Genomic DNA, 22,845 nt, shown 5'->3' with positions numbered 1-22,845 from the left:
CGTTACTCCTCCCGAGGGTCCTGGCGCTCGTCGCCAGTCACGTCATTCACGGCGGGGAACGACTTGATGCGCTCGCGGGCGATCTTCCACGCCTGCTGCACGACCCAGGAAAGGGAGCGGTCCTGGCGGGTCGCCTCTTCCTGGATCTCCTTCAGCATCTCCTCGGGGAAGTACAGCGACTGCTTGCGCTTGTCGGTGCCTGCCATACTTGGGTCTCCGGGGCGGATTCGGGGTGACGACCTGAACACACCTGGGCCGTTATCCGACAGACTCCCAAGAGGGTCAACGGTTTCCAAGGACTCATTCCGAGGTCGCACGGTCCGTCCCCTTGCTCGTCCAGTTGCACGTAAGCTGTGCAACCATGCGCGAAAAAGGAAACGCCCCGGACTCCACGAGGAAGTCCGGGGCGCTTCGGAAAGAGGGACCGCCCGGAGAAATCTCCAGGCGGGCCCGTGGACCCAGAGGGGGAGGGGGGGGACCCCTAGGTCCAACAACTCAAAATTCGACCGTCCCCAGAACAGCGTTCGCGGCCGCGTGTATTTCCGCTACCGCATCAACGCCGATTCGATGTTGTGGCGATCATAAGAATCAGCCCCCCTGCCTTCAACCGCACGTGCCTCTGTAACCCGTTCACCCGACACTCCATTCCACCGCGGTCCGATGCCCCGTCACGATTCCGCCACACAGCTGCTGACGACGACGCTTCAAGAGGCGTACACCCGGCTGGGACTCGAGGGAGGTTCGGTGCTGCTCGCCGTCTCCGGCGGCGCGGACTCCACGGCCCTCCTGGTGGGAACCGCGCACGTCGCCGAGCGACTCCGGCTTCGCGTGGAGGTGGCCTCGCTGGACCATGGCCTGCGTCCCGAAGCGGCGGAGGAGGCCCGGCAGGTGTCCGTCCTGGCGGCCGCGCGGGGGCTGCCCTGCCACGTCCAGTCGCTGCGGCTGCATCCAGGGGCCGGCATCGAGGCGCGCGCGAGGGAGGCTCGCTACGCGGCGCTGGATGCACTCCGCCTCGAGCGGGGCCTGGACGTGGTGGCCACCGCGCACACGGCCACGGACCAGGCGGAGACGCTGCTCATGCGCCTGGCCCGAGGCACCGCCCTGCGCGGCGCGGTGGGCATCCACGAAGCGCGCCCCGGGCTGGTGCGCCCCCTGTTGTCGTGCACGCGGGAGGATGTGGTGGCCTTCCTGGCGGAACAGGGTGTCGCCTATGCGACAGACCCGATGAACGCCGACCCTGTCCACTTCCGGACGCGCGTTCGCCTTGGAGTACTACCCGCCCTGTCGCGCGCCGCAGGCTTCGCGGTGGAGGGGCACCTGGCCGCCTTCGCGCGCGTGGTCGCGGAGGACGAGTCGCTGCTGGCGTCCATGGCGGACGCGGCCTTCGACCGGCTGCGCTTGGAGGATGGCGCGCTGGATGCGGTGGGCGTGCGCGCGCTGGAGCCCGCGCTGCGCCGGCGGGTGCTCGCCCGGCTGGTGGCCGGGACGGAGGCCGCGGTGGACGAGGCCACGCTGGCCCGCGTGCAGCGCGCGGTGGCCCAGGGCGGCACGGCCACGTTGGGGCGGGGCTATGTGCTGCGCGCGACCAGCGGACGGGTGCGCTGCGTGCGGCAGGGGCCGCCCGCTCCACCGGCTGAACTCCGGCTGGAGCACGCGGGTTCGCGGGGCGCGCTCGTGGGGACGGGCTGGAATTTCTCCGTCGAGTTCGCGCCTCCACCTGCGGGCGTGCTCGGGCTGGCGCTCGGGGACGGGACGCGCTGGCCGCTGACCGTGCGGACACGCCGCCCCGGCGACCGGGTGTGCACTGCCGGGGGACAACGGAAGCTTCAAGATGTGTTGGTTGATCTTCGGGTGCCCGCGGAAGCACGGGCCACGCGGCCGGTGGTGGCGGACGCCGAGGGGCAGGTGTTGTGGCTCCCCGGCCTCTGGTCACCGGCGGCTCCGCGTGCGGCCGCCAGGGAGTACCTCTGGGCGGTCCCCCCCGGTTCGAGCATTCAGCGGACCGCGGCGTTATAGAGAGTGGCAGAGTCGCAGTTCGGGGGATGGGCGCGGCCCCCTAAATAGTTGAGGGCTTTTTGCTGTTGCTGATACGGTCCGTCGCTGGGTAGCTCGCCTGGTGTCGGCCAAGTGATGGAAAAAGCTGGGGTTCTTCCCAGCGCGGCCCTCATCCCGCCGAGTTCCGAAAGGGCAGCTGACACGTGCGTTCGACTTACAAGACCATCGGGCTCTGGGTCATCCTGATCGTCCTCTTCGTCGCCTTCTACAATTTCTTCTCCCAGGGCAACGACCAGGTCCAGGAACCGTCCTTCACCCAGTTGCTGACGAAGGTGGAGGAGAAGAAGGTCCAGGAGGTTGCCGTCAAGGGCAACACCTATTCCGGCAAGTTCACCGACACGTCGGAGAAGTTCCGTACGACGGGGCCGGCGCCGGATGCGGCCATGCTGAACCAGCTCCGCAGCAATGGCGTGGACGTGAAGTACGAGCGGGAGGAGCAGAACAGCCTCTGGCTGACCATCCTCGGTCAGTGGATGCCGGTCGTCTTCCTGTTCCTGTTCTTCATCTTCTTCATGCGCCAACTGCAGGGTGGCAGCGGCAAGGCCATGACGTTCGGCAAGTCGAAGGCCAAGCTCCTCAGCGAGAGCCACAACAAGGTCACCTTCGCGGACGTGGCCGGCGCGGACGAGTGCAAGGAAGAACTCGAGGAGATTGTCGCCTTCCTCAAGGACCCGAAGAAGTTCACCAAGCTGGGCGGCCGCATTCCCAAGGGCGTGCTGATGATGGGCTCGCCGGGAACGGGCAAGACGCTGCTCGCTCGCGCGGTGGCCGGCGAGGCCGGCGTGCCCTTCTTCTCCATCTCCGGCTCGGACTTCGTGGAGATGTTCGTGGGCGTCGGCGCCAGCCGCGTCCGTGACTTGTTCGAGCAGGGCAAGAAGAACGCCCCCTGCATCATCTTCATCGACGAAATCGACGCCGTGGGCCGTCACCGTGGCGCGGGCCTGGGCGGTGGACACGACGAGCGCGAGCAGACGCTCAACCAGCTCCTCGTGGAGATGGACGGCTTCGAGTCCAACGACGGCGTCATCCTGATTGCCGCCACCAACCGTCCGGACGTGTTGGATCCGGCGCTCCAGCGTCCCGGCCGCTTCGACCGGCGCATCGTGGTGCCGCGTCCTGACGTGAAGGGCCGCCTGGGCGTGCTGAAGGTGCACACCCGCCGCGTGCCGCTGGCGCCGGAGGTGGACCTGGAGGTCATCGCTCGCGGTACGCCGGGCATGACGGGCGCGGACCTGGAGAACCTCGTCAACGAGTCGGCGCTGATGGCCGCGCGGCAGAACAAGGAGCGCGTGGACCTGAGCGACTTCGAGGCCGCCAAGGACAAGGTCTTCATGGGCCCCGAGCGGCGCTCCATGATCATGACCGAGAAGGAGAAGAAGAACACCGCCGTCCACGAGGCGGGCCACGCGCTGCTGGCCAAGCTCCTCCCGGGCTGCGACCCGCTCCACAAGGTCACCATCATCCCGCGCGGCCAGGCCCTGGGCGTCACCTGGAGCCTGCCCACCGAGGACAAGGTCAACGGCTACAAGAAGCAGATGCTGGACCAGATCTCCATGGCCATGGGCGGCCGTATCGCCGAAGAGCTCATGTTCAACGAGATGAGCAGCGGCGCCGCCAACGACATCGAGCGTGCCACCGAGACGGCCCGCGCCATGGTGTGCCGCTGGGGCATGAGCGAGAAGATGGGCCCCCTGGCGTTCGGCAAGAGCGACGGTGAAGTGTTCCTGGGCCGCGACTTCAACTCGTCCAAGGACTACTCCGAGGACACCGCCCGGCAGATTGACGCCGAGGTCCGCAGCATCGTCGTGGGCTGCTACGAGCGCGGCAAGAACCTGCTGACGGAGAACATCGAGGCCCTGCGCCGCGTGTCCGACGCGCTGGTGGAGTACGAGACGCTGGACGCCGAGGACGTCAACATCCTCCTCCAGGGTGGGCAGCTGACCCGTGAGCGTCCGCCCCCGCGCGTGAATGCGCCCCCGAAGGCGACGGAGAAGAAGGACAAGCGGAAGATCCTCGACGCGCTCGAGGGCCTGCCGACGATGGAGCCGAAGAAGGCCTGAGCTTCACGCCCTTCCAGCGGTTGAGCTGAAATGAAGAAGGCCCTTCCCAGCAGCGTGGGAAGGGCCTTCTGCTTTGCGGGCTCCTGGGATTCCGCGCGCCTACGGGTAGCGCACGGGGAGGGGGGCCTCGGGCAGGGGGATGAACTCCGTCTCTTCCGGGACGGCGGCGAAGCGGCCGGCCTTCCAGTCCTCCTTCGCCTGCTCCAGCCGCTCCTTCGAACTGGAGACGAAGTTCCAGAAGATGTAGCGCGGCCCGTCCATGGGCTCCCCGCCGAGCACCAGCAGCCGCGCCGCCGCGGTGGCGTGGAGGGTGACGGCGCCGCCGGGCCGGAAGACGAGCAGCTCTCCCGGCTCGAAGGCCATGCCGTCCACCTCCACGGTGCCCTGGACGAGGTACATCGCCCGCTCCTCGTGCTCGGCGGGAACCACGAAGCGCGCGCCGGCCTCCAGCGCCACGTCCGCGTAGAACATGTCCGACAGCGTCTGCACCGGCGAGCGTTGACCGTGCACGGTGCCGGTGATGACGCGCATCCGCGCGCCCTCGCCCTCGTGGCAGGGCATCTGGTCCTCGGGGTGGTGGACGAACGCTGGGGCCGTCTCCTCGTGGCGCTTGGGCAGCGCCACCCACGCCTGCATGCCAAAGAGCTTACTGCCCGCGGCGCGTGGGCCGGGGCCGGTGCGCTCCGAGTGGACGATGCCGTTGCCCGCCGTCATCCAGTTCACCGCGCCGGGGCGGATGGGCTGCACGGTGCCCAGGCTGTCCCGGTGCATGACTTCTCCGTCGAAGAGGTAGGTGACGGTCGCCAGCCCGATGTGCGGATGCGGCCGCACATCCAGGCCGTGGCCGGGTTGGAAGCCGGCGGGGCCCATCTGGTCCAGAAAGACGAAGGGCCCCACCATCCGGCGGCGGGCCGAGGGCAGCGCGCGCCGCACCTCGAACCCGTCGCCCAGGTCGCGTGAGGGCGCGACGATGAGTGTCTCCATCGAAGGAGGAAGCTGCTCCGCGTTCAAGTCGTCCCGGCTCATGTCGTGCTCTCTTTCATTCAGCGATGTGGCCTCAGGCCAGGTCGAACAGCAGCGCTTCCACCGGCTCCGTGGCGGAGAGGACGAGCTGCGACTCGTCCGCCACCGCGGCGCCGTCCCCGGCCTTCAGTTCCACGCCGTTGAGCGTGGCCTTGCCCCGCGCCAACTGCACCCAGGCGTGGCGGCCCGGAGCGAGCGTGTACGTCGCCTGCTCGCCCGTGCCCAGCAGCGTCGCGTGAAGCACCACGTCCTGGTGCACCGTGAGGCTGCCGTCGCGGGCGTCCGGGCTGGCCACCACCCGCCAGCGGCCCTGGCGCTCGGCCTCCGGGAAGGCCTTCTGCTCGTAGCCAGGCGTCAGGCCCTTGCGGTCCGGGATGATCCAGATCTGCAGGAAGTGGAGGCTCTCATCCGCGCCGTTCATCTCGCTGTGCAGCACACCGGTGCCGGCCGTCATCCGCTGGATTTCGCCGGCGCGCAGCAGGCCCTCGCCGCCCGTGCTGTCGCGGTGGGCAATGGCGCCGCTCAGCGGGTAGGTGATGATCTCCATGTCCCGGTGAGGGTGCGTACCGAAGCCCTCGTGGGGCGCGACGCGGTCCTCGTTGATGACGCGCAGGGCTCGGAAGCCCATGAAGTCCGGGTCGTAGTAACCGGCGAAGGAGAAAGTGTGGTGGGAGTCCAGCCAGCCGTGGTTGGCGTGACCGCGGGCTTCCGAGGGGCGAATGGCAATCATGGCGTTCCTTTCCGCGGCGGAACCTGGATGGCGGCCGCTGTTTCGAGAGTCATGATGTGCGCGAGGGCCTTTCGGGACTAGGCGTGGACAATGGGAAGCATCGTTCCATGGATGGAACGATGCCCCGTTCAGCCGGGGATGGGCCAGTGCTCGCGCAGGCACTCGACGAAGGCCATCACCTTGGGAGAGTGATGCCGCGTGCTCGGGTAGACGGCGTGGACGGGCGCGCCCGTGGAGCTCCAGTCCGGCAGGATGCGCTGCAAGCGCCCGGCGGCCAGCTCCGAGGCGAAGTGGAGGTTGGGGAGCAGGGCGATGCCGGAGCCCGCCCGCGCCACCGCGTAGAGCATGTCCGGCTCATTCACGACGATTCGGGCGGGCACCTTGATGTCCACCGAGCGGTTGCCGGAGTGGAGCGTCCAGACGTTGTTCTCCAGGCCCGCGCCGAAGAGGAGGCAGTCGTGCTTCTCCAAGTCCTTCGGAGCCTTGGGCGTCCCGCGCGCCTTGAGGTAGCTGGGCGCCGCGATGACGACGCGCTCCACGATGCCCAGCCGCCGCGCCATGAGTGACGAGTCCGCCAGCCGCCCGGCGCGAATCGCCACGTCGAAGCCTTCCGCCATCAGGTCCACGGTGCGATCGGTACACACCATCTCGAGCTGGACCTCGGGGTACTGCTTGATGAAGGTGGACACCAGGGGCCCGATGAAGCTGAACGTCAGCGGCGTCGTCACGCGCAGCAGGCCATGGGGTGCGGCCTGCATCCGCGTCACGGCCAGCTCGGCCTGCTCCGCCTCCGCGACGATGCGCGCGCAGTGTTCGTAGTACGTCCGGCCCACGTCGGTGAGCCGCAGCTTGCGCGTGGTGCGCTGGAGCAACTGCGCGCCGACCCGCGTCTCCAGCTCCGACACCTTCCGGCTCACCGTGGACTTGGGCATCCGCAGCCCACGCGCCGCCGCGGTGAAGCTGCCTGCCTGTACCACGCGTGCGAAGACGAGCAGCTCGTTGAGGTCCATCTCCCGTCCTTCCCGGAGCGTTGTTCCATGGGTGGAACAGTTCTTCCAGTCTGGCCCATCTAATCAAGCCCGGGGGCCACCGCTACCTTCCTCCTCGTCGAACACACCGCTTCACACAAAAAAGGAAGGCACCTCATGGCCACCACGACCTGGAACATCGACACCACCCACTCCGGCATTCACTTCTCCGTCCGCCACATGGTCATCGCGAAGGTTCGCGGCAGCTTCCGCAAGTACAGCGGCGCCATTTCGCTGGACGAGCAGGACATCACGAAGTCCTCCGTCGCCGTCACCATCGAGACGGCCAGCATCGACTCCGGCGTCGAGCAGCGCGACAACCACCTGCGCTCGCCCGACTTCTTCGACGTGGAGAAGTTCCCCAACATCACGTTCAAGAGCACGAAGGTGGAGAAGGCGTCCGGCAACGGGCTGAAGGTGACGGGCAACCTGACCATTCGCGACATCACCCGCGAGGTGGTGCTGGACGCGGAGCAACTCGGCGCGGGCAAGGACCCGTGGGGCAACGTCAAGGCCGCGTTCGAGGCGAAGACGTCGGTGGACCGCCGCGACTTCGGCCTGACGTGGAACCAGGCGCTGGAGACGGGCGGCGTGCTCGTCGGTGAGAAGATTGAAATCGCCATCGAGGTCCAGGCGGTGAAGGCGCAGGCCGAGCAGGCGGCCTGATCCACCCATGTGGACCGCTCCGGAGGCGCCTTCACCGGGCCTCCGGTCCACTTTCTTCCTCCCGGAGCCCCCATGACGACCCACAGCCAGACCGAGAAGCCCGGAGCGTTTTGCCAGGTCCTGCGGACCGGCCCCCATACCCTGCATGCGGACGTGGCCCCCGCGCTAGGCGGAGAGGACTCCGCGCCCGGCCCGCACGACTACTTCGACGCCGCGCTGGCGGCATGCAAGGCCCTGACGGCCACGTGGTACGCGAAGCGTCACGGCCTGGCCCTGGAGCGGGTGGAGACGCACGTCGAACGGGATGATTCGCGGGAGCGGCAGGGCGCCTACACGCTGAAGGTGAAGCTGGCGTTCCACGGGGCGCTGTCGCCGGCGGACCAGCAGCGGCTGTACAACGCCGTCGCGCAGTGCCCCATCCACAAGCTGATGACGACGTCCACGGTGGACATCGTGACTGAGCCGCTCGAAGCCTGAGCCCCCGGGCGCGCTCGGGAGCGGTAGGGTAGGGAAGCGCGTCCCGTCCTGGTGGCGGTACGCGGCCCCCTCCCTGGAGCCTCCCGATGATTCGCGCCCGCCCCCTGACTTCAGAGCACCCGGAGGACCTCATCCTGGCCTTCCGGCGGATGGGGCTGACGGAGCCCACGCAACGGGCCCTGCTGGAGACGCGGCCATTCACCCGGCTCCTCCTCACCGGGTTGACTCCCCAGGACGAGGCCTTCCTCCATGCGCTGTCGGAGGCGTTCCCCGAATGGCTTCCCGGGGACGTCCACTCCCGTTCGGGGACGGGGCTGCTGACGGGGCGCGCCGAGCAGTTCCAGCGGCTGGTGACGGCTGCTCGCGCCGACGCCCGGGGCCTGTCCGCGTTGGCATCGGCGGTGGCGTCCGCGCTGGCCGCGGGCGTGGCGCCAGCGGCGCTGACGCTGGGCGCCCGGCGCTTCGCGTGGGGCTCCCGCACCTACGTCATGGGCGTGGTGAACGCGACGCCGGACAGCTTCTCGGATGGCGGGCGCCATGCCGGGACGGACGCCACCATCGCCCATGGGGTGGCCCTGGCCGAGGCGGGGGCGGACCTGCTCGACGTGGGCGGCGAGTCCACCCGGCCCGGCTCCCTGCCGGTCAGTGCCGACGAGGAGCTGGCGCGGGTGATTCCCGTCATCGAGGGCCTGCGGGCCCGGACCGATGTGCCTCTTTCCGTGGACACCACCAAGGCCGCGGTGGCGCGCGAGGCGTTGAAGGCCGGTGCGCACCTCATCAATGACATCACCGGCTTCAGCTCCGATTCCGGCCTGCCCCGCGTGGTGGCCGAGGCCGGCGCCGCCTGCTGCCTGATGCACATCCAGGGCACTCCGGCCACGATGCAGCAGGCGCCGCGCTACGACGATGTCGTCGAGGACGTGCTGGCCTTCCTGGAGGCCGCCATCCTCCGGGCCGAGTCGGCGGGCATCCCCCGGGGGCGCATCCTCCTGGACCCGGGCATCGGCTTCGGGAAGACCTTCGAGCACAACCTCTTCCTGCTGCGCCGCCTCCCGGAGCTGCGCGTGCTGGGGCAGCCGCTGCTGGTGGGCACGAGCCGCAAGGGCTTCCTCGGCCGGTTGGCGGGCGGCAAGCCTGCCTCCGAACGGCTGGCGGCGACGTTGGGCTCGGTGGCCTCCATGGCGGCGCTGGGCGGAGCCGACCTGGTCCGCGTCCATGACGTGGCTGAGGCCCGGGACGCGCTGGCCGTCGCGGACGCCATCCGGCGGTGCGAAGACGGAGGAACGTTCTACGCCCGGTAACAAGGTGTGGCTTACAGCCCTCACGCCGTGGCCGGAACCTTCACCTTCCGCTGGCCGCCCCCCGAGCCGCCGTGTATGGACGGCTGCGATTCGGTTGGTACTGATTTCGCAACCTCTTTTAGTCTGCGTCGGCCCGCATGCCTGGGTGGTTGCCCAGGGAGCAGTGGGTTCCTAACTTCGAGCCCGCGTGGTGGGCGGGGTATAAGCCCCGACGTCGAGAGGCCGGCGCAGGCCCGGCGTGGGAAAGGCGGAGCGGCACACATGGCGTACAGGATGAACATGCCTCCGAAGGAGGCGCAGGCTTCCCAGAAGCTGTTCGGCACGGATGGTGTTCGCGGGAAGGCGAACGTCTATCCCATGACTGCCGAGGTCGCGATGCAGCTCGGGCGGGCGCTCGCGTTCCTCATCCGCAACGGCCCACACCGCCACCGCGTCATCGTTGGCAAGGACACCCGGCTGTCTGGCTACATGTTGGAGCAGGCGCTGGCCTCCGGCCTCACCTCCATGGGCGTGGACGTGGAGCTCGTCGGTCCGCTGCCGACCCCGGGCATCTCCAACATCACCACCTCCATGCGGGCGGACGCGGGCGCCGTCATCTCCGCGTCCCACAACCCCTACGAGGACAACGGCATCAAGTTCTTCTGGCGCGACGGCTTCAAGCTGCCGGACGAGACGGAAGGCAAGATTGAGGAGCTGGTGTCCAGCGGCTCTATCGACTCCATCCGTCCCACGGCCACGAAGATTGGCCGGGCGTTCCGCATGGAGGACGCGCGGGGCCGCTACATCGTCTTCCTGAAGGCCACCTTCCCGCGCGAGCTGACGCTGGAGGGGATGACCATCGTCGTCGACTGCGCCAACGGCGCGGCCTACAAGACGGCGCCCGCCGTGCTGGAGGAGCTGGGCGCCAAGGTGATTGCGCTCGGCGTTTCACCGGACGGCAAGAACATCAACCACAAGTGTGGCGCCCTCTATCCGGAGAACCTGGCCAAGACGGTGGTGAAGCACGGCGCGCACCTGGGCATCGCCCTGGACGGTGACGCCGACCGCCTCATCGTCGTGGACGAGAAGGGCAAGGTCGTCGACGGCGACGCCATCATGGCCATCTGCACGGGCGAGCTGGTGGCCCGCAAGCAGCTGAAGAAGAAGATGTTGGTCTCCACGGTGATGAGCAACATCGGCCTGGAGCGCGCGGTGGCGCGCTGGGGCGTGAAGGTGGCTCGCACGCGCGTGGGTGACCGCTACGTCGTCGATGAGATGCGCCGCAATGGCTACAACCTGGGCGGCGAGCAGAGCGGCCACCTCATCTTCCTGGACCACACCACCACGGGTGACGGAACCCTGGCGGCGCTCCAGTTGCTGGCGGTGATGTGCCGGGCGGGCAAGCCTCTGAGCGAGCTGGCCTCCATCTTCGAGCCCGTGCCCCAGACGCTGGTCAACGTCGCCGTGAAGCAGAAGAAGGAGCTGGGCGAGCTCCCGACGGTGATGAAGGTCATCAAGAGCGTGGAGCAGCGGCTGGGCAACACCGGCCGGGTGCTGGTGCGTTTCTCCGGCACCGAGCCCAAGGCCCGCGTCCTCATCGAGGGCGAGGACGCCGCCCGCAACCAGGCCTACGCGAAGGAAATCGCGGACGCGCTGTCCAAGGCCCTCAGCGCCTGAGGGCCGCTGCGAACGGTGGTTGACTTCCGGACGCAGCCAGCGTGAAGAAGGACCGGCGCGCACCGGGGCCTTTCGACAATCCCATGGCCGCGCATGAGCGAGGTGCGGTCGATGGGACAGCGACTGGGTGTCAACGTGGACCATGTGGCGACGCTGCGTCAGGCGAGGCGCACCACGTATCCGGATCCGGTGACGGCCGCGGCGCTGGCGGAGCTCGCCGGCGCACAGCAAATCACCATCCACCTGCGTGAGGACCGGCGTCACATCCAGGACCGGGATTTGCGCATCCTCCGTGAGACGGTGCAGACGCTCCTGAACCTGGAGATGGCCGCCACCGCGGAGATGGTGAAGCTCGCCTATGAGCACAAGCCGGACGTGGTGACGCTGGTGCCCGAGCGCCGCGAGGAGCTCACCACGGAGGGTGGCCTGGAGGTCGCCAACCAGCGCGAGCACATCGCGAAGATCATCAAGAACCTGAAGGACGGCGAGATTGCCGTCTCGCTCTTCATCGACCCGGACCTGGACCAGGTGCGGGCGGCGCACAAGGTGAACGCGGACCGCATCGAACTGCACACGGGCCGCTACTGCGAGGCGCGCAACGAGAAGGAGCGGGCCCGGGAACTGGCGCGCATCGTCGACGCGGCCAAGGCGGGCATCAAGCTGGGCCTGGGCGTGGCCGCGGGCCATGGGCTCAACTACGACAACGTGCACCCGATTGCCCGCATCTCCGAAATCGACGAGCTGAACATCGGGCACGCCATCGTCGGTCGCGCGGTGCTGGTGGGCTTCGAGCGGGCGGTGCGCGAGATGCTCGAAATCATGCGCAACCCGGGGTAGGGCGCCATGGGAATCCGCGGCCTGGGTCTGGACATCTGCTCCATCTCCCGCATCCAGCGCATCCTGGACGGGCCACGCGCGGAGCCCTTTCTGAACCGCGTCTACACCGAGGCGGAGCGGGCCCTCTGCGGCCGGCGCAGCGACGCGGCCAGTGCCTACGCCGCGCGCTTCGCCGCCAAGGAGGCCCTGGTGAAGGCGCTGGGCGCCCCGCCGGGCATCCGCTGGAAGGACATGGAGGTCCGGCGGCAGGGCGGAGCGCCTTATTTCGCACTGTCCGGCGTGGCCCTGGAGGTCATGGAGGCGCGAGGGCTGGAGGCCTTCCTCGCGCTGACCCACGATGCGGACGTCGCCGCCGCCACGGTGGTGCTCCAATCGAAGGGGGATTGAACCCATGTTGCGCGTCCTCACCGCCGCCCAGATGCGTCAGGCCGAGCAGGCCGCCGAAGCCCGCCACGGCATGCCCTCCGCGTTGCTGATGGAGAATGCCGGGCGGGGGCTCGCGGAGGTGGCTCGGGGGCTCATCGGCCCGGGTGGGCGCTTCGTGGTGGTGTGTGGACCGGGCAACAATGGAGGGGACGGGCTGGTGGCCGCGCGCTTCCTCCGGGAGGGCGGCGCCTGCGTGTCGGTGGTGATGGTAGGCGACGCCGCGAAGCTGACGCCCGAGGCGCGCCGGAACGTGGAGGCGGTGAAGGGCTTCGGTGTGACGCCGCGCACGCTGGAGTCCGTGGAGCCGGCCAGGCGCGGTGACGTGGTGGTGGACGCGCTCTTTGGCACGGGCTTGAGTCGTGCACCCGCGGGGGCCTTCGCGGACGCCGTGTCGGCGATTCGCGGCTGGCGGGCAGCAGGGGCCAAGGTCGTGGCGGCGGATGTGCCGTCCGGGCTTCAGAGCGACACGGGGGTGCCTTTCTCGCCCTGTGTGGAGGCGGACGCCACCGTGGCGTTCGGCTTCCTCAAGCCGGGGCAGGTGCTGGAGCCGGGGGCCTCGCTGTGTGGCCGCGTGCACCAGGTGGACATTGGCATGGGGGGCGAGTCCTCGAACGAGGTCTCGGGTCCTGAGCTCTTCGTGGTGGAGGAGTCGGACGCGCGCCGCACATTGCCGGCGCGGAAGGCGGACTCCCACAAGGGGACCTTTGGCCACGTGCTGGTGGTGGCGGGCAGCCGGGGAAAGACGGGGGCTGCGGCGCTGGTGGCGAAGGCGGCGCTGCGCTCCGGGGCGGGTCTCGTGACAGTGGCCGCTCGCGCGGATGCGCTGGACACCATCCAGGCGCATTCAGCGGAAATCATGGGCATCCCGCTGGAGGCTTCTGGGCCGCTGGGCATGGGTGACCTGGACGCGCTGGTGGCGGCGGCGGAGGGGAAGGATGCGCTCGTCATCGGGCCGGGGATTCCTCGGGGGCCAGAGACGGGGGTGCTGATTGGCGAGCTGTTGTCGCGCGTGGAGGCGCCCGCGGTGCTGGATGCGGACGCGCTCAATGCGGTGGCCACGGACTTGTCGGTGCTGCGCCGGGCGAAGGGGCCGGTGGTGATGACGCCGCACCCGGGAGAGATGGCCCGGCTGACGGGCAAGTCCACGAAGGAAGTCCAAGCACACCGGCTGGATATGGCGCGGCAGTTCTCCGTGGGCTTGAAGGTGACGCTCGTGCTGAAGGGAGACCGGACGCTGACGAGTGACGCGGACGGGCGCGTGTACCTGAACACCACGGGCAACCCGGGCATGGCGACGGGGGGCTCGGGGGATGTCTTGTCCGGGATTTGTGGCGCGTTCCTGGCTCAGTCGTTTCCAGTGCCCTCGGCCATCTGGACGGCGGTGTACGCGCACGGGCTCGCTGGGGACCTGGCGGCGGCGAAGCGCGGGCAACTGGGATTGGTTGCGGGGGACATCGTGGAGCAGGGGCTGTGCGAGGTGTGGCTGCGGTGGGAGCGATGAGCACGGAAGCGTCGGCTGCGCGTGTTCGGACGGTACGGCTGGAGTCTCCCGAGGAGACGCACCGGCTGGGTGTGCGCCTGGGTGAGTTGCTGGAGCCCGGTGACTTCGTGGGGCTGATTGGCGACCTGGGCGCGGGAAAGACGCACCTGGTGCGCGGAGTTGCGGCCGGGGCGAACGTTCCTCGCTCCGAGGTGGCGAGCCCCACGTTCGCGATTGTGTATCCGTATTCGGGACGCATCCCGCTGTACCACGCGGACCTGTACCGGCTGACGGACTACGACGACCTGTACGCCACGGGCTTCCTGGACCTGGAAGGCACCGAGAGCGCGATGCTGGTGGAGTGGCTGGACAAGATTCCGCAGGCCGCGCCGCGTGACTACCTGCGCGTCACGCTGAAGCACGCGGGCGGCGAGGCACGCGAGCTGACGGCGGAGGCGTTTGGTGTACGGCCCGCGGCGTTGCTTGACGCGTGGATGGGCTGACGCCCTCAGGCCACGATGGGTGACGCGGCCGGCTTCACGGCGGGGAAGAGGCCCGGGCCCGCGAGCTCCGGCACGCGCCAGTGATGGAACACGAGGTTCGCGTCCACGCCGATGACGTCCTCTTCGGCCACCGGTGCCCAGTACGGCCCACCACACAGCGACTCACTGGCCACGACGAGCTGCTCCAGCTTCGTCCCTGGCGCCGGCAGCGTCGACACGTCGTCGCGCGACGGGCCCGTGGACACGAACAGCGTTCGGTTGCGCCGCGAGGCCACCATCAACTCGCCGTCGGACACGAGGAAGTTCATCGCCGAGCGGCCATCCTGTCCCACGGCATCCGTGATGGCGGCCACCAACGACATCGTCTCCGCCAGCGCTCGCGCCACGGCCTCCACGGGGACCTTCCGGTCAATCGGATGCCGGGCGCCCAAGCGGGTGAGGAACAGGTAGAAGCACCGCTCGCTGTCCGTGGTGCCCCGGATGTTCGTCCGCAGGCTCGGGCAGATGAGCGCTTCCACGGCGGCCCGGTGCTGCGCGAACTCCCGCAGCGTCCCGTTGTGCACGAACGACCAGCGGCCATGCAGGAAGGGGTGCGAGTTGCGCAGCTCCACCGCGCCCACCGAGGCCAACCGGATGTGCGCCACCACCGTGTGCGAGGATACCCGGCTGCTCACCCGCTCGAAGTCCGGGTCGCTGTGCGCGGGCCCCACACCGTGCGCCACCACCGGCGCCTGCTCGGCGCCGTAGGCCGCGATGCCCCATCCATCCTTGTGCTCGCGCGACTGGATGAGGAGCGAGTTCTTCTCCGTCACCAACGAAGGGTGCACCGCGGCGGGAATCGCTGAACGGAATCCAAATAGTCGGCACATGGCTAGCAACGAATACTCTTAACGTCCGGCCCTGACGGATGTCGTCCTGTCTTTATCCACTCGGAGCCGCTGTGTCTCTGCGACGCCGGTTCACGCGCAACCTTCCATCTGCTGCCGGACAGCGATGCGTCCAGCCTTCACGACCACTCGCGCGTGCGCTACGCCTAGATGGTAGGGCAGGTGGCGGTACGAAGCACAGCTGAAGACCACCAGGTCGCCCGCGTCACCCACGGTCAGCCTTCCGTGCTGTTGCAGCCCCAACGACACCGCCGCGCCACGGGTGGCTCCCCAATACGCCTCTGCCGCAGTAAGCCCGTTTTCCAGACAGGCGAGTCCCAGCGCCAGTGCTGTGTTTTCGCTCATGGCGGAACCGGGATTGACGTTGGTACCCAAAGCGACGTTGAGCCCCGCATCGCGGATGCGGCGTCCAGGCGCGTAGGGCCGCATGCGCAGGAACAGCGTGGAGGTGGGAACGAGCACCGCCGTGACGTTGGCGTCCGCCAACGCCTTGAGCCCCGCGTCCGTCACCTGCTCCAGGTGGTCCGCCGTGGCGGCTCCCAGCTCCGCGGCGAGCTCGGAGGCGCCACACGCGGTGAGCTGGTCCGCATGCAGCCGCGGCACCATTCCGAGTGCCCGGCCCGCGCTCAAGATGCGGCGCGCCTCGTCCACGGTGAAGGCGCTGTCCTCCACGAAAACGTCACAGAAGCGCGCCAGCCCCTCGCGCGCGACGGCGGGAAGAATCTCCTCGATGCACAGCCGCACGTAGTCCTCGCGCTTGCCGCGGTACTCCTCCGGCACGGCGTGCGCGCACAGCAGCGTGGGGACCAGCTCCAGCGGCGTCAGCGTCCCGAGCCGCCGCACGGCGCGCAGCATCTTCAGCTCCGTCGCCAGGTCGAGCCCGTAGCCGCTCTTCACCTCCGCCGTCGTGACGCCCTGCTCCAACAGGCGCTTCGTGCGGGGGAGGGCGAGCCGCACCAGCTCCTCCTCGCTCGCGGCCCGCGTTGCCCGCACCGTGCCGGCGATGCCACCGCCCGCCTTGGCAATCTCCAGGTAGGTGGCGCCCTGGTTGCGCAGGTCGAACTCCGCCGAGCGCTCGCCGGCGAAGACGAGGTGCGTGTGGGGGTCCACGAAGCCGGGGCCCACGAAGCCACCCTGGGCGTCCACCACCTCGGTGCCAGGGCCCACCGCGCCCGCGGGGAGGCCGGCCTCGGGGCCCACGTAGGCGATGCGTCCCTCACGCACACCCACCACCGCGCCTGGGCGTGGGGTGAGGGCGTCCTCCGCGCGCTCGCGGTGCGAGCCTTCCACCGTCAGCACTTCGGAGGTGTTGCGCACCAGCAGGTCCAGCACGTCCATGGCTCAACGTCCTCCGCGTGCGCCCATGATGGGCACGTTCCAGCTCACACTCTTGCCAACCTTCGCGCGGCCGAATCCGCCCGACAGCTCGAAGTCGTTCTTTCCGCCCCAGGAGACGCGCGCCGCCACCACGCCGCCGTAATACAACGCTTGCTCGTTGCGCCCGTGCGACGCCACCGTGTGCCACGACGCGAAGGGCACCAGGCCAATGGACACCTTCTTCTCCGGCTGCATCGTGAGCGCGCACGACACCTCCGCGCCGAAGATGGTGCCCGGCCCGCCGCGCGGGGTGCCCAGCCCGAAATCACTGGCGCCTCGCAGCGACAACGCCGGGGCCAGGCCCAGCCGCTCCGAGCCCACGTAGTACGAGGCCCCGGCGTACAGCCCGTACCCGGGCAGCGGGATGGGCAGGAGGAACTCACCCTGAAGTCCGGTGTGCAGGTGCAGCCGCTCGGACACGGGCACCGTCAGGGCCGCGTCGAACGCCACGCCCCACTGCTGCGTGGAGAAGCTCGACTCGTTTCCCCGAAAGCTGTTTCCCGTTCCGAGGCCGCCCTGCGTCCCCGCGATGGGCGCGCTCAACCGGGGGCCGGAGCGCATGCCGACCTGCATGACGTTGCGGTCCGGCGCCCCGGGCCCCATCCGCATCACCATGGGGCCCATCGCCGTGGGGGCGCACCCCGTCAATCCCACGACGGCGGCGCCCCACAGTCCGACTCCTGCCGCGCACAAGCGCTTCACTGCGGCCTCCTGCTTCATCTTCAGGTGGTGATGCCGGGAATCTTCACGCCGCGCTCTTTCGCCACCTCGATGGCCTCCGGGTAGCCCGCGTCCGCGTGGCGCAGCACGCCCATGCCGGGGTCGCTGGTGAGCACGCGCTCGATGCGGCGCGCGGCCTCCGGCGTTCCGTCCGCGACGATGACCTGACCGGCGTGCAGCGAGTAGCCCATGCCCACGCCGCCGCCGTGGTGGAAGGACACCCACGAGGCGCCGTTCACCGCGTTCACCAGCGCGTTGAGGATGGGCCAGTCCGCGACCGCGTCCGTGCCGTCCTTCATCGCCTCCGTCTCGCGGTTGGGCGACGCCACCGAGCCGCAGTCCAGGTGGTCCCGGCCGATGACGATGGGCGCCTTCACCTCGCCCTTGCGCACCAGCTCGTTGAACGCGAGGCCCGCCTTGGCGCGCTCGCCATACCCCAGCCAGCAGATGCGCGAGGGCAGGCCCTGGAACGCCACGCGCTCCTCGGCCATGTTCAGCCAGCGCTGGAGCGAGGCCTTCTGGGGGAACAGCTCGCGCACCACGCGGTCGGTGACGCGGATGTCCTCCGGGTCCCCGGAGAGCGCCACCCAGCGGAAGGGCCCCATGCCCTCGCAGAAGAGGGGACGGATGTAGGCGGGGACGAAGCCGGGGAACTCGAAGGCGTTCTCCATGCCGCCCAGCTCCGCCTGGCCGCGCAGGTTGTTGCCGTAGTCGAAGACGTGGCTGCCGGCCTTCTGGAAGTCGTTCATCGCCTGCACGTGCATCATCATCGACTCGCGCGCGCGGCGGACGTACGCCTCCGGATCCCGCTGCCGCAGCTCGGCGGCGGCCTCCAGCGACAGGTCCGTGGGGATGTAGCCGTTGAGCGGGTCGTGGGCGCTCGTCTGGTCCGTGACGAGGTCCGGCTTGATGCCGCGGCGGTACAGCTCGCGGAACACCGACGCCGCGTTGCCGATGACGGCGATGGAGCGGCCCACGCGCTTCTCCTGGGCGTCCTTCACCAGGGCCAGCGCCTCATCCAGGTCCTTGGCGACGACGTCCAGGTAGCGCGTCTCCACGCGGCGGCGAGCGCGCGTGGGGTCGATCTCCACGCCGAGGAACACCGCGTTGTTCATGGTGGCGGCCAGCGGCTGCGCGCCACCCATGCCACCCAGACCGCCGGAGAGGATGAGGCGGCCCGCCAGGTCGTCGGTGCCGAAGTGGAAGCGGCCGGCGGCGGCGAAGGTCTCGTAGGTGCCCTGGAGGATGCCCTGCGTGCCGATGTAGATCCACGAGCCCGCGGTCATCTGGCCGTACATCATCAGGCCCTTCTTCTCCAACTCGTGGAAGTGCTCCCAGGTGGCCCAGCGGCCCACGAGGTTGGAGTTGGCGATGAGCACGCGCGGCGCGTCCGGGTGCGTGCGGAAGATGCCCACGGGCTTGCCGGACTGGACGAGCAGGGTCTCATCGTCGCCCAGGTTCTGGAGGCTCGACACGATGCGGTCGAAGGAGGGCCAGTCGCGGGCGGCCTTGCCGGTGCCGCCATAGACGACGAGGTCCTCGGGGCGCTCGGCGACGTCCGGGTCGAGGTTGTTCATCAACATCCGGAGCGCGGCCTCCTGGACCCAGCCCTTGCAGGACAGGGTGGAACCGTGGGGGGCGCGGATGACGCGGGACATGAGCGGACTCCTAGAGTGTGGCGGACGGAAAGGCCCGGCACACTACCTGAACCGGGGTGCTTCCGGGCCACCGCGATGTCCGCGTCGCGCCGCGTCGCGTCCGCCGCCTCACGAATGCAGCGAGTCGTCGTCGGAGGCGTCCAGGCCCGGAGTCTGGACGGGGCTGCGTGACGCGGGCCGGTCCACGACGCCGTCCTCGCGGTCGATGCGAATGTCGTTGATGACCTCCTTCACTCCCAGCACGTCCCGGGCGAGCGCTTCCGTCGCGTGCCGTTCATCCTGGCTGCGCACCACGCCGGCCAGCAGCACCACGCCGTCCCGCACGCGGATGTCCACGTCCTCGGCGTCCACCCAGCTCTGCATCAGTCGGTCGCAGAGGTCCGCCAGGATTCGCTCGCTGGAGCGCCGGTAGCCTCGCGGCGCGCGTCCCCGGGGGGGCGCCCTCACAGGGCCTTCGGGCCGGTAGCGCCTACCCGAGAAGCCACCTTGGCCCAGGTCGTGGTCATCCGGCCGTGACGGACTGGTGGAGTACCCATCCCACGGTGGCGCCATGTTCTCCACACCGGGGCCATGGCCCGCGGGTTGTGTGCCCCCGTAGCGGACATCCGTTTCGGCCATGTGGCTGGCGGCACGCCAGGGTCGGCTCCGGTCCATGCCGCCCGCTTCCCGTCGGCGGCGCTCGTGGGCGTCGTCGGCGCCCCCGTGGCCATGGCGCCTCCCGCCGTGCCCCCGGCGCTCTGGTATCTCACGGCCGCCCCGACGTCCTCCCTCCGTCCCCACGTCCTCCAGGACGCCGAGGTAGGGAGGCTCCAGGCGCCAGTCCTCCGCGACTTCGCGGAACGTGCCGCTGGGGCTGTAGCCGGGCCGTCTGGCGATGCGCTCCGGGTCGAAGTGCCGGGCACGGCGGTCCAGCTCCCGGTCCAGGTCGAAGTCGCGGCCATACTCCCGGCCCTGGTCCAGGGCGCGCGCGGCGCGTCCGAAGTCGACGTCTTGTTGGAAGTCGCGTGTGTCCCGGTCCCTCGCGGCGTCCCGGAAGTGTCGCTCGCTGTCGAAGGAGCGTGGAAGCGCATCATCCTCGGAGGCCCAACCGCCTCGGCGGTGGTGGCCCGGGGGCGGCCCGCCCCGCCGTCGCTCGGCGCCTGCGTCGTCCCGCTCGAAGCCGCCCCTGCGTTCTGACCCGCGCCCGTCGCCGTGCTCATCATCCCTGGCGGGGGCGCGGGCCCAGGTGTCCCTCGGATGGGCGTGTTCGTCCTCCCAGCCCCTCGAGTGCCGCTGCTCCCGCTCCCTGTCTCCCCATCGCCGGTCGTCATCGCGCCTGCCGTTCATCTGGATGGCCTCCTCTCGTTGAGCGTTCGCCCAGGGCCTGTCTCCTGACGTTCTGGACCGCGAGCGCCGCTGGCAACGCAGGCAGGCCCCGCCAGAGGTTCGGCCGGGCATGGGGGCCCCGGAGTGGCCGCTGTATGCCGGGAGAGGCGCCAGTCGTTCCATGAGCATTCCCGCGCGGCCAGAGCGCGGTAGAGTCCACAGCCGCGACCGGCCAGCCAGCCAGCCGCGCGATGCCTGGAGGGAGTGTCATGGACGACGGGAGCCGGAACGCACAGGGGCCTGGCGCGCGAGCGTCGTCCGCGCTCACGACGGCAACGCCCTGCGCCCAGCCTCCCGAGGAGGCCCGTGGCCCCACCGTGGGGCCCGTCGCGACGGTGGCGGGCGGCATCCCCGCCGTCATCTCCGCCATGCGGCACGTCTACGGTGAAATGGACGTGGTGCGCGGGACGAAGCTGCTGCTCAAGGTGAACCAGAAGGAGGGCTTCGACTGCCCCGGCTGCGCGTGGCCCGACCCGGGACACCGCTCCATGGCGGAGTTCTGTGAGAACGGCGCCAAGGCGGTGGCGGAAGAGGCCATGTCCGCGCGGGCGACGCCGGAGTTCTTCCGTCGATGGAGCGTGGTGGACCTCGCCCTCCAGACGGACCACTGGCTGGGCAAGCAGGGCCGGCTGACGCACCCGATGGTGCTCCGCGAAGGCGCCACGCACTACGAGCCCCTGTCCTGGGACGAAGCCTTCGCGCTGGTGGCCGAGGAGCTGAACGCGCTCGACACGCCGGACGCCGCGAGCTTCTACACCTCCGGGCGTACGAGCAACGAGGCGGCGTTCCTCTACCAGCTCTTCGTGCGGCAGTTCGGCACCAACAACCTGCCGGACTGCTCGAACATGTGCCACGAGTCGAGCGGCTCCGCGCTCAACGAGACGGTGGGCATCGGCAAGGGCACTGTCACGCTGGAGGACTTCGACCAGGCGGATGCCATCTTCGTCATCGGGCAGAACCCGGGGACGAACCATCCGCGCATGTTGTCGTCGCTCGAGGCCGCCGCGCGACGGGGCTGCCAGATTGTCAGCATCAACCCGCTGCCGGAGACGGGGCTCAACCGCTTCAAGCACCCGCAGGACGTGCTGCACCTCATCGGGCCCGGAACGGCGCTCAACTCCCTGTTCGTTCAGGTCCGCATCAACGGCGACGCCGCGCTGCTGCAGGGCATCGCCAAGGCGCTGTTCGAGATGGAGGACGCGAACCCCGGCTCGGTGGTGGCCAAGGGCTTCATCGACGACAAGACGCTCGGCTTCGAGGCCTACGCGGCCCACATGCGCGCGGTGAAGTGGGAGGACGTGGAGGAGGGGAGTGGGGTGCCGCGCGCGCAGGTGCTCGCGGCGGCGGAGATCCTCGCCCGCTCCGAGCGCACCATCTTCTGCTGGGCCATGGGGCTGACGCAGCACCGCAACGGCGTGGCGTGCATTCAGGAAATCGTCAACCTGGCGCTGCTGCGCGGCGGTATCGGCAAGCCGGGCGCGGGCCTGTGCCCGGTGCGCGGTCACAGCAACGTGCAGGGCGACCGCACCATGGGCATCTGGGAGAAGCCGCCCGAGGCCCTGTTGACGGCGCTGTCCCGGGAGTTCGGGTTCGAGCCGCCGCGGCACCACGGCATGGACGTGGTGGACACGCTGCACGCCATGCACGACGGCCGGGTGAAGGTGTTCTTCGCGCTCGGTGGCAACTTCCTCTCCGCCACGCCGGACACGGAGTTCACCGCCGAGGCCCTGCGCCGCACGCGCCTCACCGTCCACGTGTCCACCAAGCTCAACCGCTCGCACCTGGTCCACGGACGGCGGGCGCTCATCTTGCCGTGCCTGGGCCGCACCGAGCGCGACGTGCAGGCCGGCGGGGCCCAGTTCGTCACCGTGGAGAACTCCATGGGCGTGGTGTCGTCTTCGCGGGGCTCGGTGGCGCCCGCGTCGGAGCACCTGCTCAGCGAACCCGTCATCGTCGCCCGGCTGGCGACGGCGGTGCTGGGGGCGCGCTCTCGCGTGCCCTGGCTGTCGCTGGTGGAGGACTACGACCGCATCCGGGAGCAGATTTCGCGCGTCATCCCCGGCTTCGACGACTTCAATCGCCGCGTGCGGGAGCCGGGCGGCTTCGCGCTGCCGAACGGTCCGCGCGAGGGACGCTTCACCACGAAGAGTGGCAAGGCGCACTTCACGGTGCATGCGCTACAGCCCATTGCCCTGGAGCCGGGACAGCTCCTGATGATGACGATTCGCACGCATGACCAGTTCAACACCACGGTGTACGGGCTGGATGACCGCTACCGCGGCATCCGCAATGGCCGCCGGGTGGTGTTGCTGCATCCCGCCGACATGAAGGCGCAGGGGTTGGCGGCGGACCAGCTTGTCGACCTGCGGAGCCACTTTGAAGGCGAGACGCGGCTGGCGCGTGGCTTCCGCGTGGTGCCGTACAACATCCCGCGCAGGTGCGCGGCCACCTACTTTCCCGAGGCCAACGTCCTCGTCCCCGTGAACAGCTTCGCGGAGAAGAGCCGCACGCCCACGTCGAAGTCGGTGGTCATCAGCATCACCCCGGCCGGAGAATCGCGGGCCCTGCCCGCTGGCGCGGTGGCATGAGGCGCGTG

20 protein-coding genes are annotated in these 22,845 nt (G+C 69.5%); 11 read left to right on the top strand and 9 right to left on the bottom strand.

The window, feature by feature from the left end; all coding sequences use genetic code 11:
- Positions 1-2 precede the first annotated feature (2 nt).
- Positions 3-206, bottom strand: coding sequence for a TIGR04563 family protein (locus HNV26_RS07280; protein WP_002638649.1), 204 nt, complete (start codon positions 204-206; stop codon positions 3-5).
- Between the two features lie 454 nt (positions 207-660).
- Between HNV26_RS07280 and tilS the strand changes: the two genes are divergently transcribed.
- Together tilS and ftsH are read left to right on the top strand one after the other, a co-directional pair.
- A complete protein-coding gene (gene tilS, locus HNV26_RS07275; RefSeq protein WP_171440777.1) occupies positions 661-2,016 on the top strand; it encodes a tRNA lysidine(34) synthetase TilS in 1,356 nt (451 codons plus the stop codon).
- A gap of 182 nt (positions 2,017-2,198) precedes the next feature.
- Positions 2,199-4,115, top strand: a complete 1,917-nt coding sequence (gene ftsH / locus HNV26_RS07270; RefSeq protein WP_090490779.1) for an ATP-dependent zinc metalloprotease FtsH — start codon at positions 2,199-2,201, stop codon at positions 4,113-4,115.
- 99 nt (positions 4,116-4,214) lie between these two features.
- On the opposite strand, the gene HNV26_RS07265 is transcribed toward ftsH, so the two are convergent.
- The 3 genes from HNV26_RS07265 to HNV26_RS07255 all read right to left on the bottom strand — a co-directional run bounded on the left by HNV26_RS07265 (position 4,215) and on the right by HNV26_RS07255 (position 6,878).
- Positions 4,215-5,141 carry a pirin family protein gene (locus tag HNV26_RS07265; protein ID WP_171440776.1) on the bottom strand — a complete coding sequence of 309 codons (927 nt, stop codon included), beginning with the start codon at positions 5,139-5,141 and terminating at the stop codon, positions 4,215-4,217.
- A gap of 31 nt (positions 5,142-5,172) precedes the next feature.
- Positions 5,173-5,868 carry a pirin family protein gene (locus HNV26_RS07260; protein WP_171440775.1) on the bottom strand — a complete coding sequence of 232 codons (696 nt, stop codon included), beginning with the start codon at positions 5,866-5,868 and terminating at the stop codon, positions 5,173-5,175.
- A 128-nt stretch (positions 5,869-5,996) separates the two neighbouring features.
- Positions 5,997-6,878 (bottom strand): LysR family transcriptional regulator, encoded by an 882-nt coding sequence (locus HNV26_RS07255; protein WP_171440774.1) that lies wholly within the window; start codon positions 6,876-6,878, stop codon positions 5,997-5,999.
- A 135-nt stretch (positions 6,879-7,013) separates the two neighbouring features.
- Here HNV26_RS07255 and HNV26_RS07250 point away from each other — a divergent pair, with 135 nt between their 5' ends.
- The 8 genes from HNV26_RS07250 to tsaE all read left to right on the top strand — a co-directional run bounded on the left by HNV26_RS07250 (position 7,014) and on the right by tsaE (position 14,242).
- A complete protein-coding gene (locus HNV26_RS07250; RefSeq protein ID WP_171440773.1) occupies positions 7,014-7,562 on the top strand; it encodes a YceI family protein in 549 nt (182 codons plus the stop codon).
- A 153-nt stretch (positions 7,563-7,715) separates the two neighbouring features.
- On the top strand, positions 7,716-8,039 hold the full coding sequence (locus HNV26_RS07245; RefSeq protein ID WP_366816802.1) for an OsmC family protein: 324 nt from the start codon (positions 7,716-7,718) through the stop codon (positions 8,037-8,039).
- A gap of 86 nt (positions 8,040-8,125) precedes the next feature.
- Positions 8,126-9,340 (top strand): dihydropteroate synthase, encoded by a 1,215-nt coding sequence (folP, locus tag HNV26_RS07240; protein WP_171440771.1) that lies wholly within the window; start codon positions 8,126-8,128, stop codon positions 9,338-9,340.
- Between the two features lie 261 nt (positions 9,341-9,601).
- Complete coding sequence (glmM, locus tag HNV26_RS07235) at positions 9,602-10,996, top strand: phosphoglucosamine mutase (RefSeq protein WP_171440770.1); 1,395 nt, start codon at positions 9,602-9,604, stop codon at positions 10,994-10,996.
- 111 nt (positions 10,997-11,107) lie between these two features.
- Complete coding sequence (locus HNV26_RS07230) at positions 11,108-11,833, top strand: pyridoxine 5'-phosphate synthase (protein ID WP_140863843.1); 726 nt, start codon at positions 11,108-11,110, stop codon at positions 11,831-11,833.
- A gap of 6 nt (positions 11,834-11,839) precedes the next feature.
- The gene (gene acpS, locus HNV26_RS07225; protein WP_011554351.1) at positions 11,840-12,220 is read left to right on the top strand and encodes a holo-ACP synthase; all 381 of its coding nucleotides are present in this window, start codon (positions 11,840-11,842) and stop codon (positions 12,218-12,220) included.
- A gap of 4 nt (positions 12,221-12,224) precedes the next feature.
- Positions 12,225-13,760: an NAD(P)H-hydrate dehydratase gene (locus HNV26_RS07220; protein ID WP_171440769.1), complete on the top strand. Its 1,536-nt coding sequence runs from the start codon at positions 12,225-12,227 to the stop codon at positions 13,758-13,760.
- Positions 13,757-14,242, top strand: a complete 486-nt coding sequence (gene tsaE / locus HNV26_RS07215) for a tRNA (adenosine(37)-N6)-threonylcarbamoyltransferase complex ATPase subunit type 1 TsaE (protein WP_090490770.1) — start codon at positions 13,757-13,759, stop codon at positions 14,240-14,242. The genes HNV26_RS07220 and tsaE overlap by 4 nt, the downstream gene beginning before the upstream one ends.
- A gap of 5 nt (positions 14,243-14,247) precedes the next feature.
- Here the strand turns inward: tsaE and HNV26_RS07210 are convergent, their stop codons facing one another.
- From HNV26_RS07210 to HNV26_RS38915, 5 genes are all read right to left on the bottom strand, one after another.
- Positions 14,248-15,111 (bottom strand): class II glutamine amidotransferase, encoded by an 864-nt coding sequence (locus HNV26_RS07210; protein WP_171440768.1) that lies wholly within the window; start codon positions 15,109-15,111, stop codon positions 14,248-14,250.
- Positions 15,112-15,201: 90 nt separating this feature from the next.
- Positions 15,202-16,467: an imidazolonepropionase gene (hutI, locus tag HNV26_RS07205; RefSeq protein ID WP_171440767.1), complete on the bottom strand. Its 1,266-nt coding sequence runs from the start codon at positions 16,465-16,467 to the stop codon at positions 15,202-15,204.
- Positions 16,468-16,470: 3 nt separating this feature from the next.
- On the bottom strand, positions 16,471-17,226 hold the full coding sequence (locus tag HNV26_RS07200) for a hypothetical protein (protein WP_171440766.1): 756 nt from the start codon (positions 17,224-17,226) through the stop codon (positions 16,471-16,473).
- A 2-nt stretch (positions 17,227-17,228) separates the two neighbouring features.
- Positions 17,229-18,884, bottom strand: a complete 1,656-nt coding sequence (gene hutU, locus HNV26_RS07195) for a urocanate hydratase (RefSeq protein ID WP_171440765.1) — start codon at positions 18,882-18,884, stop codon at positions 17,229-17,231.
- A gap of 108 nt (positions 18,885-18,992) precedes the next feature.
- A complete protein-coding gene (locus HNV26_RS38915; protein ID WP_171440764.1) occupies positions 18,993-20,210 on the bottom strand; it encodes a BON domain-containing protein in 1,218 nt (405 codons plus the stop codon).
- 248 nt (positions 20,211-20,458) lie between these two features.
- On the opposite strand from HNV26_RS38915, the gene HNV26_RS07185 reads away from it, so the two are divergent.
- Positions 20,459-22,837, top strand: a complete 2,379-nt coding sequence (locus tag HNV26_RS07185; RefSeq protein ID WP_171440763.1) for an FdhF/YdeP family oxidoreductase — start codon at positions 20,459-20,461, stop codon at positions 22,835-22,837.
- Positions 22,838-22,845: the final 8 nt, after the last annotated feature.

Origin of the sequence: Myxococcus xanthus (assembly GCF_013116825.1) — a bacterium.
GTDB lineage: Bacteria > Myxococcota > Myxococcia > Myxococcales > Myxococcaceae > Myxococcus > Myxococcus xanthus_B.
Note: the sequence above shows the minus strand (reverse complement) of the source record. Positions and strands in the feature narration are given on the sequence as shown.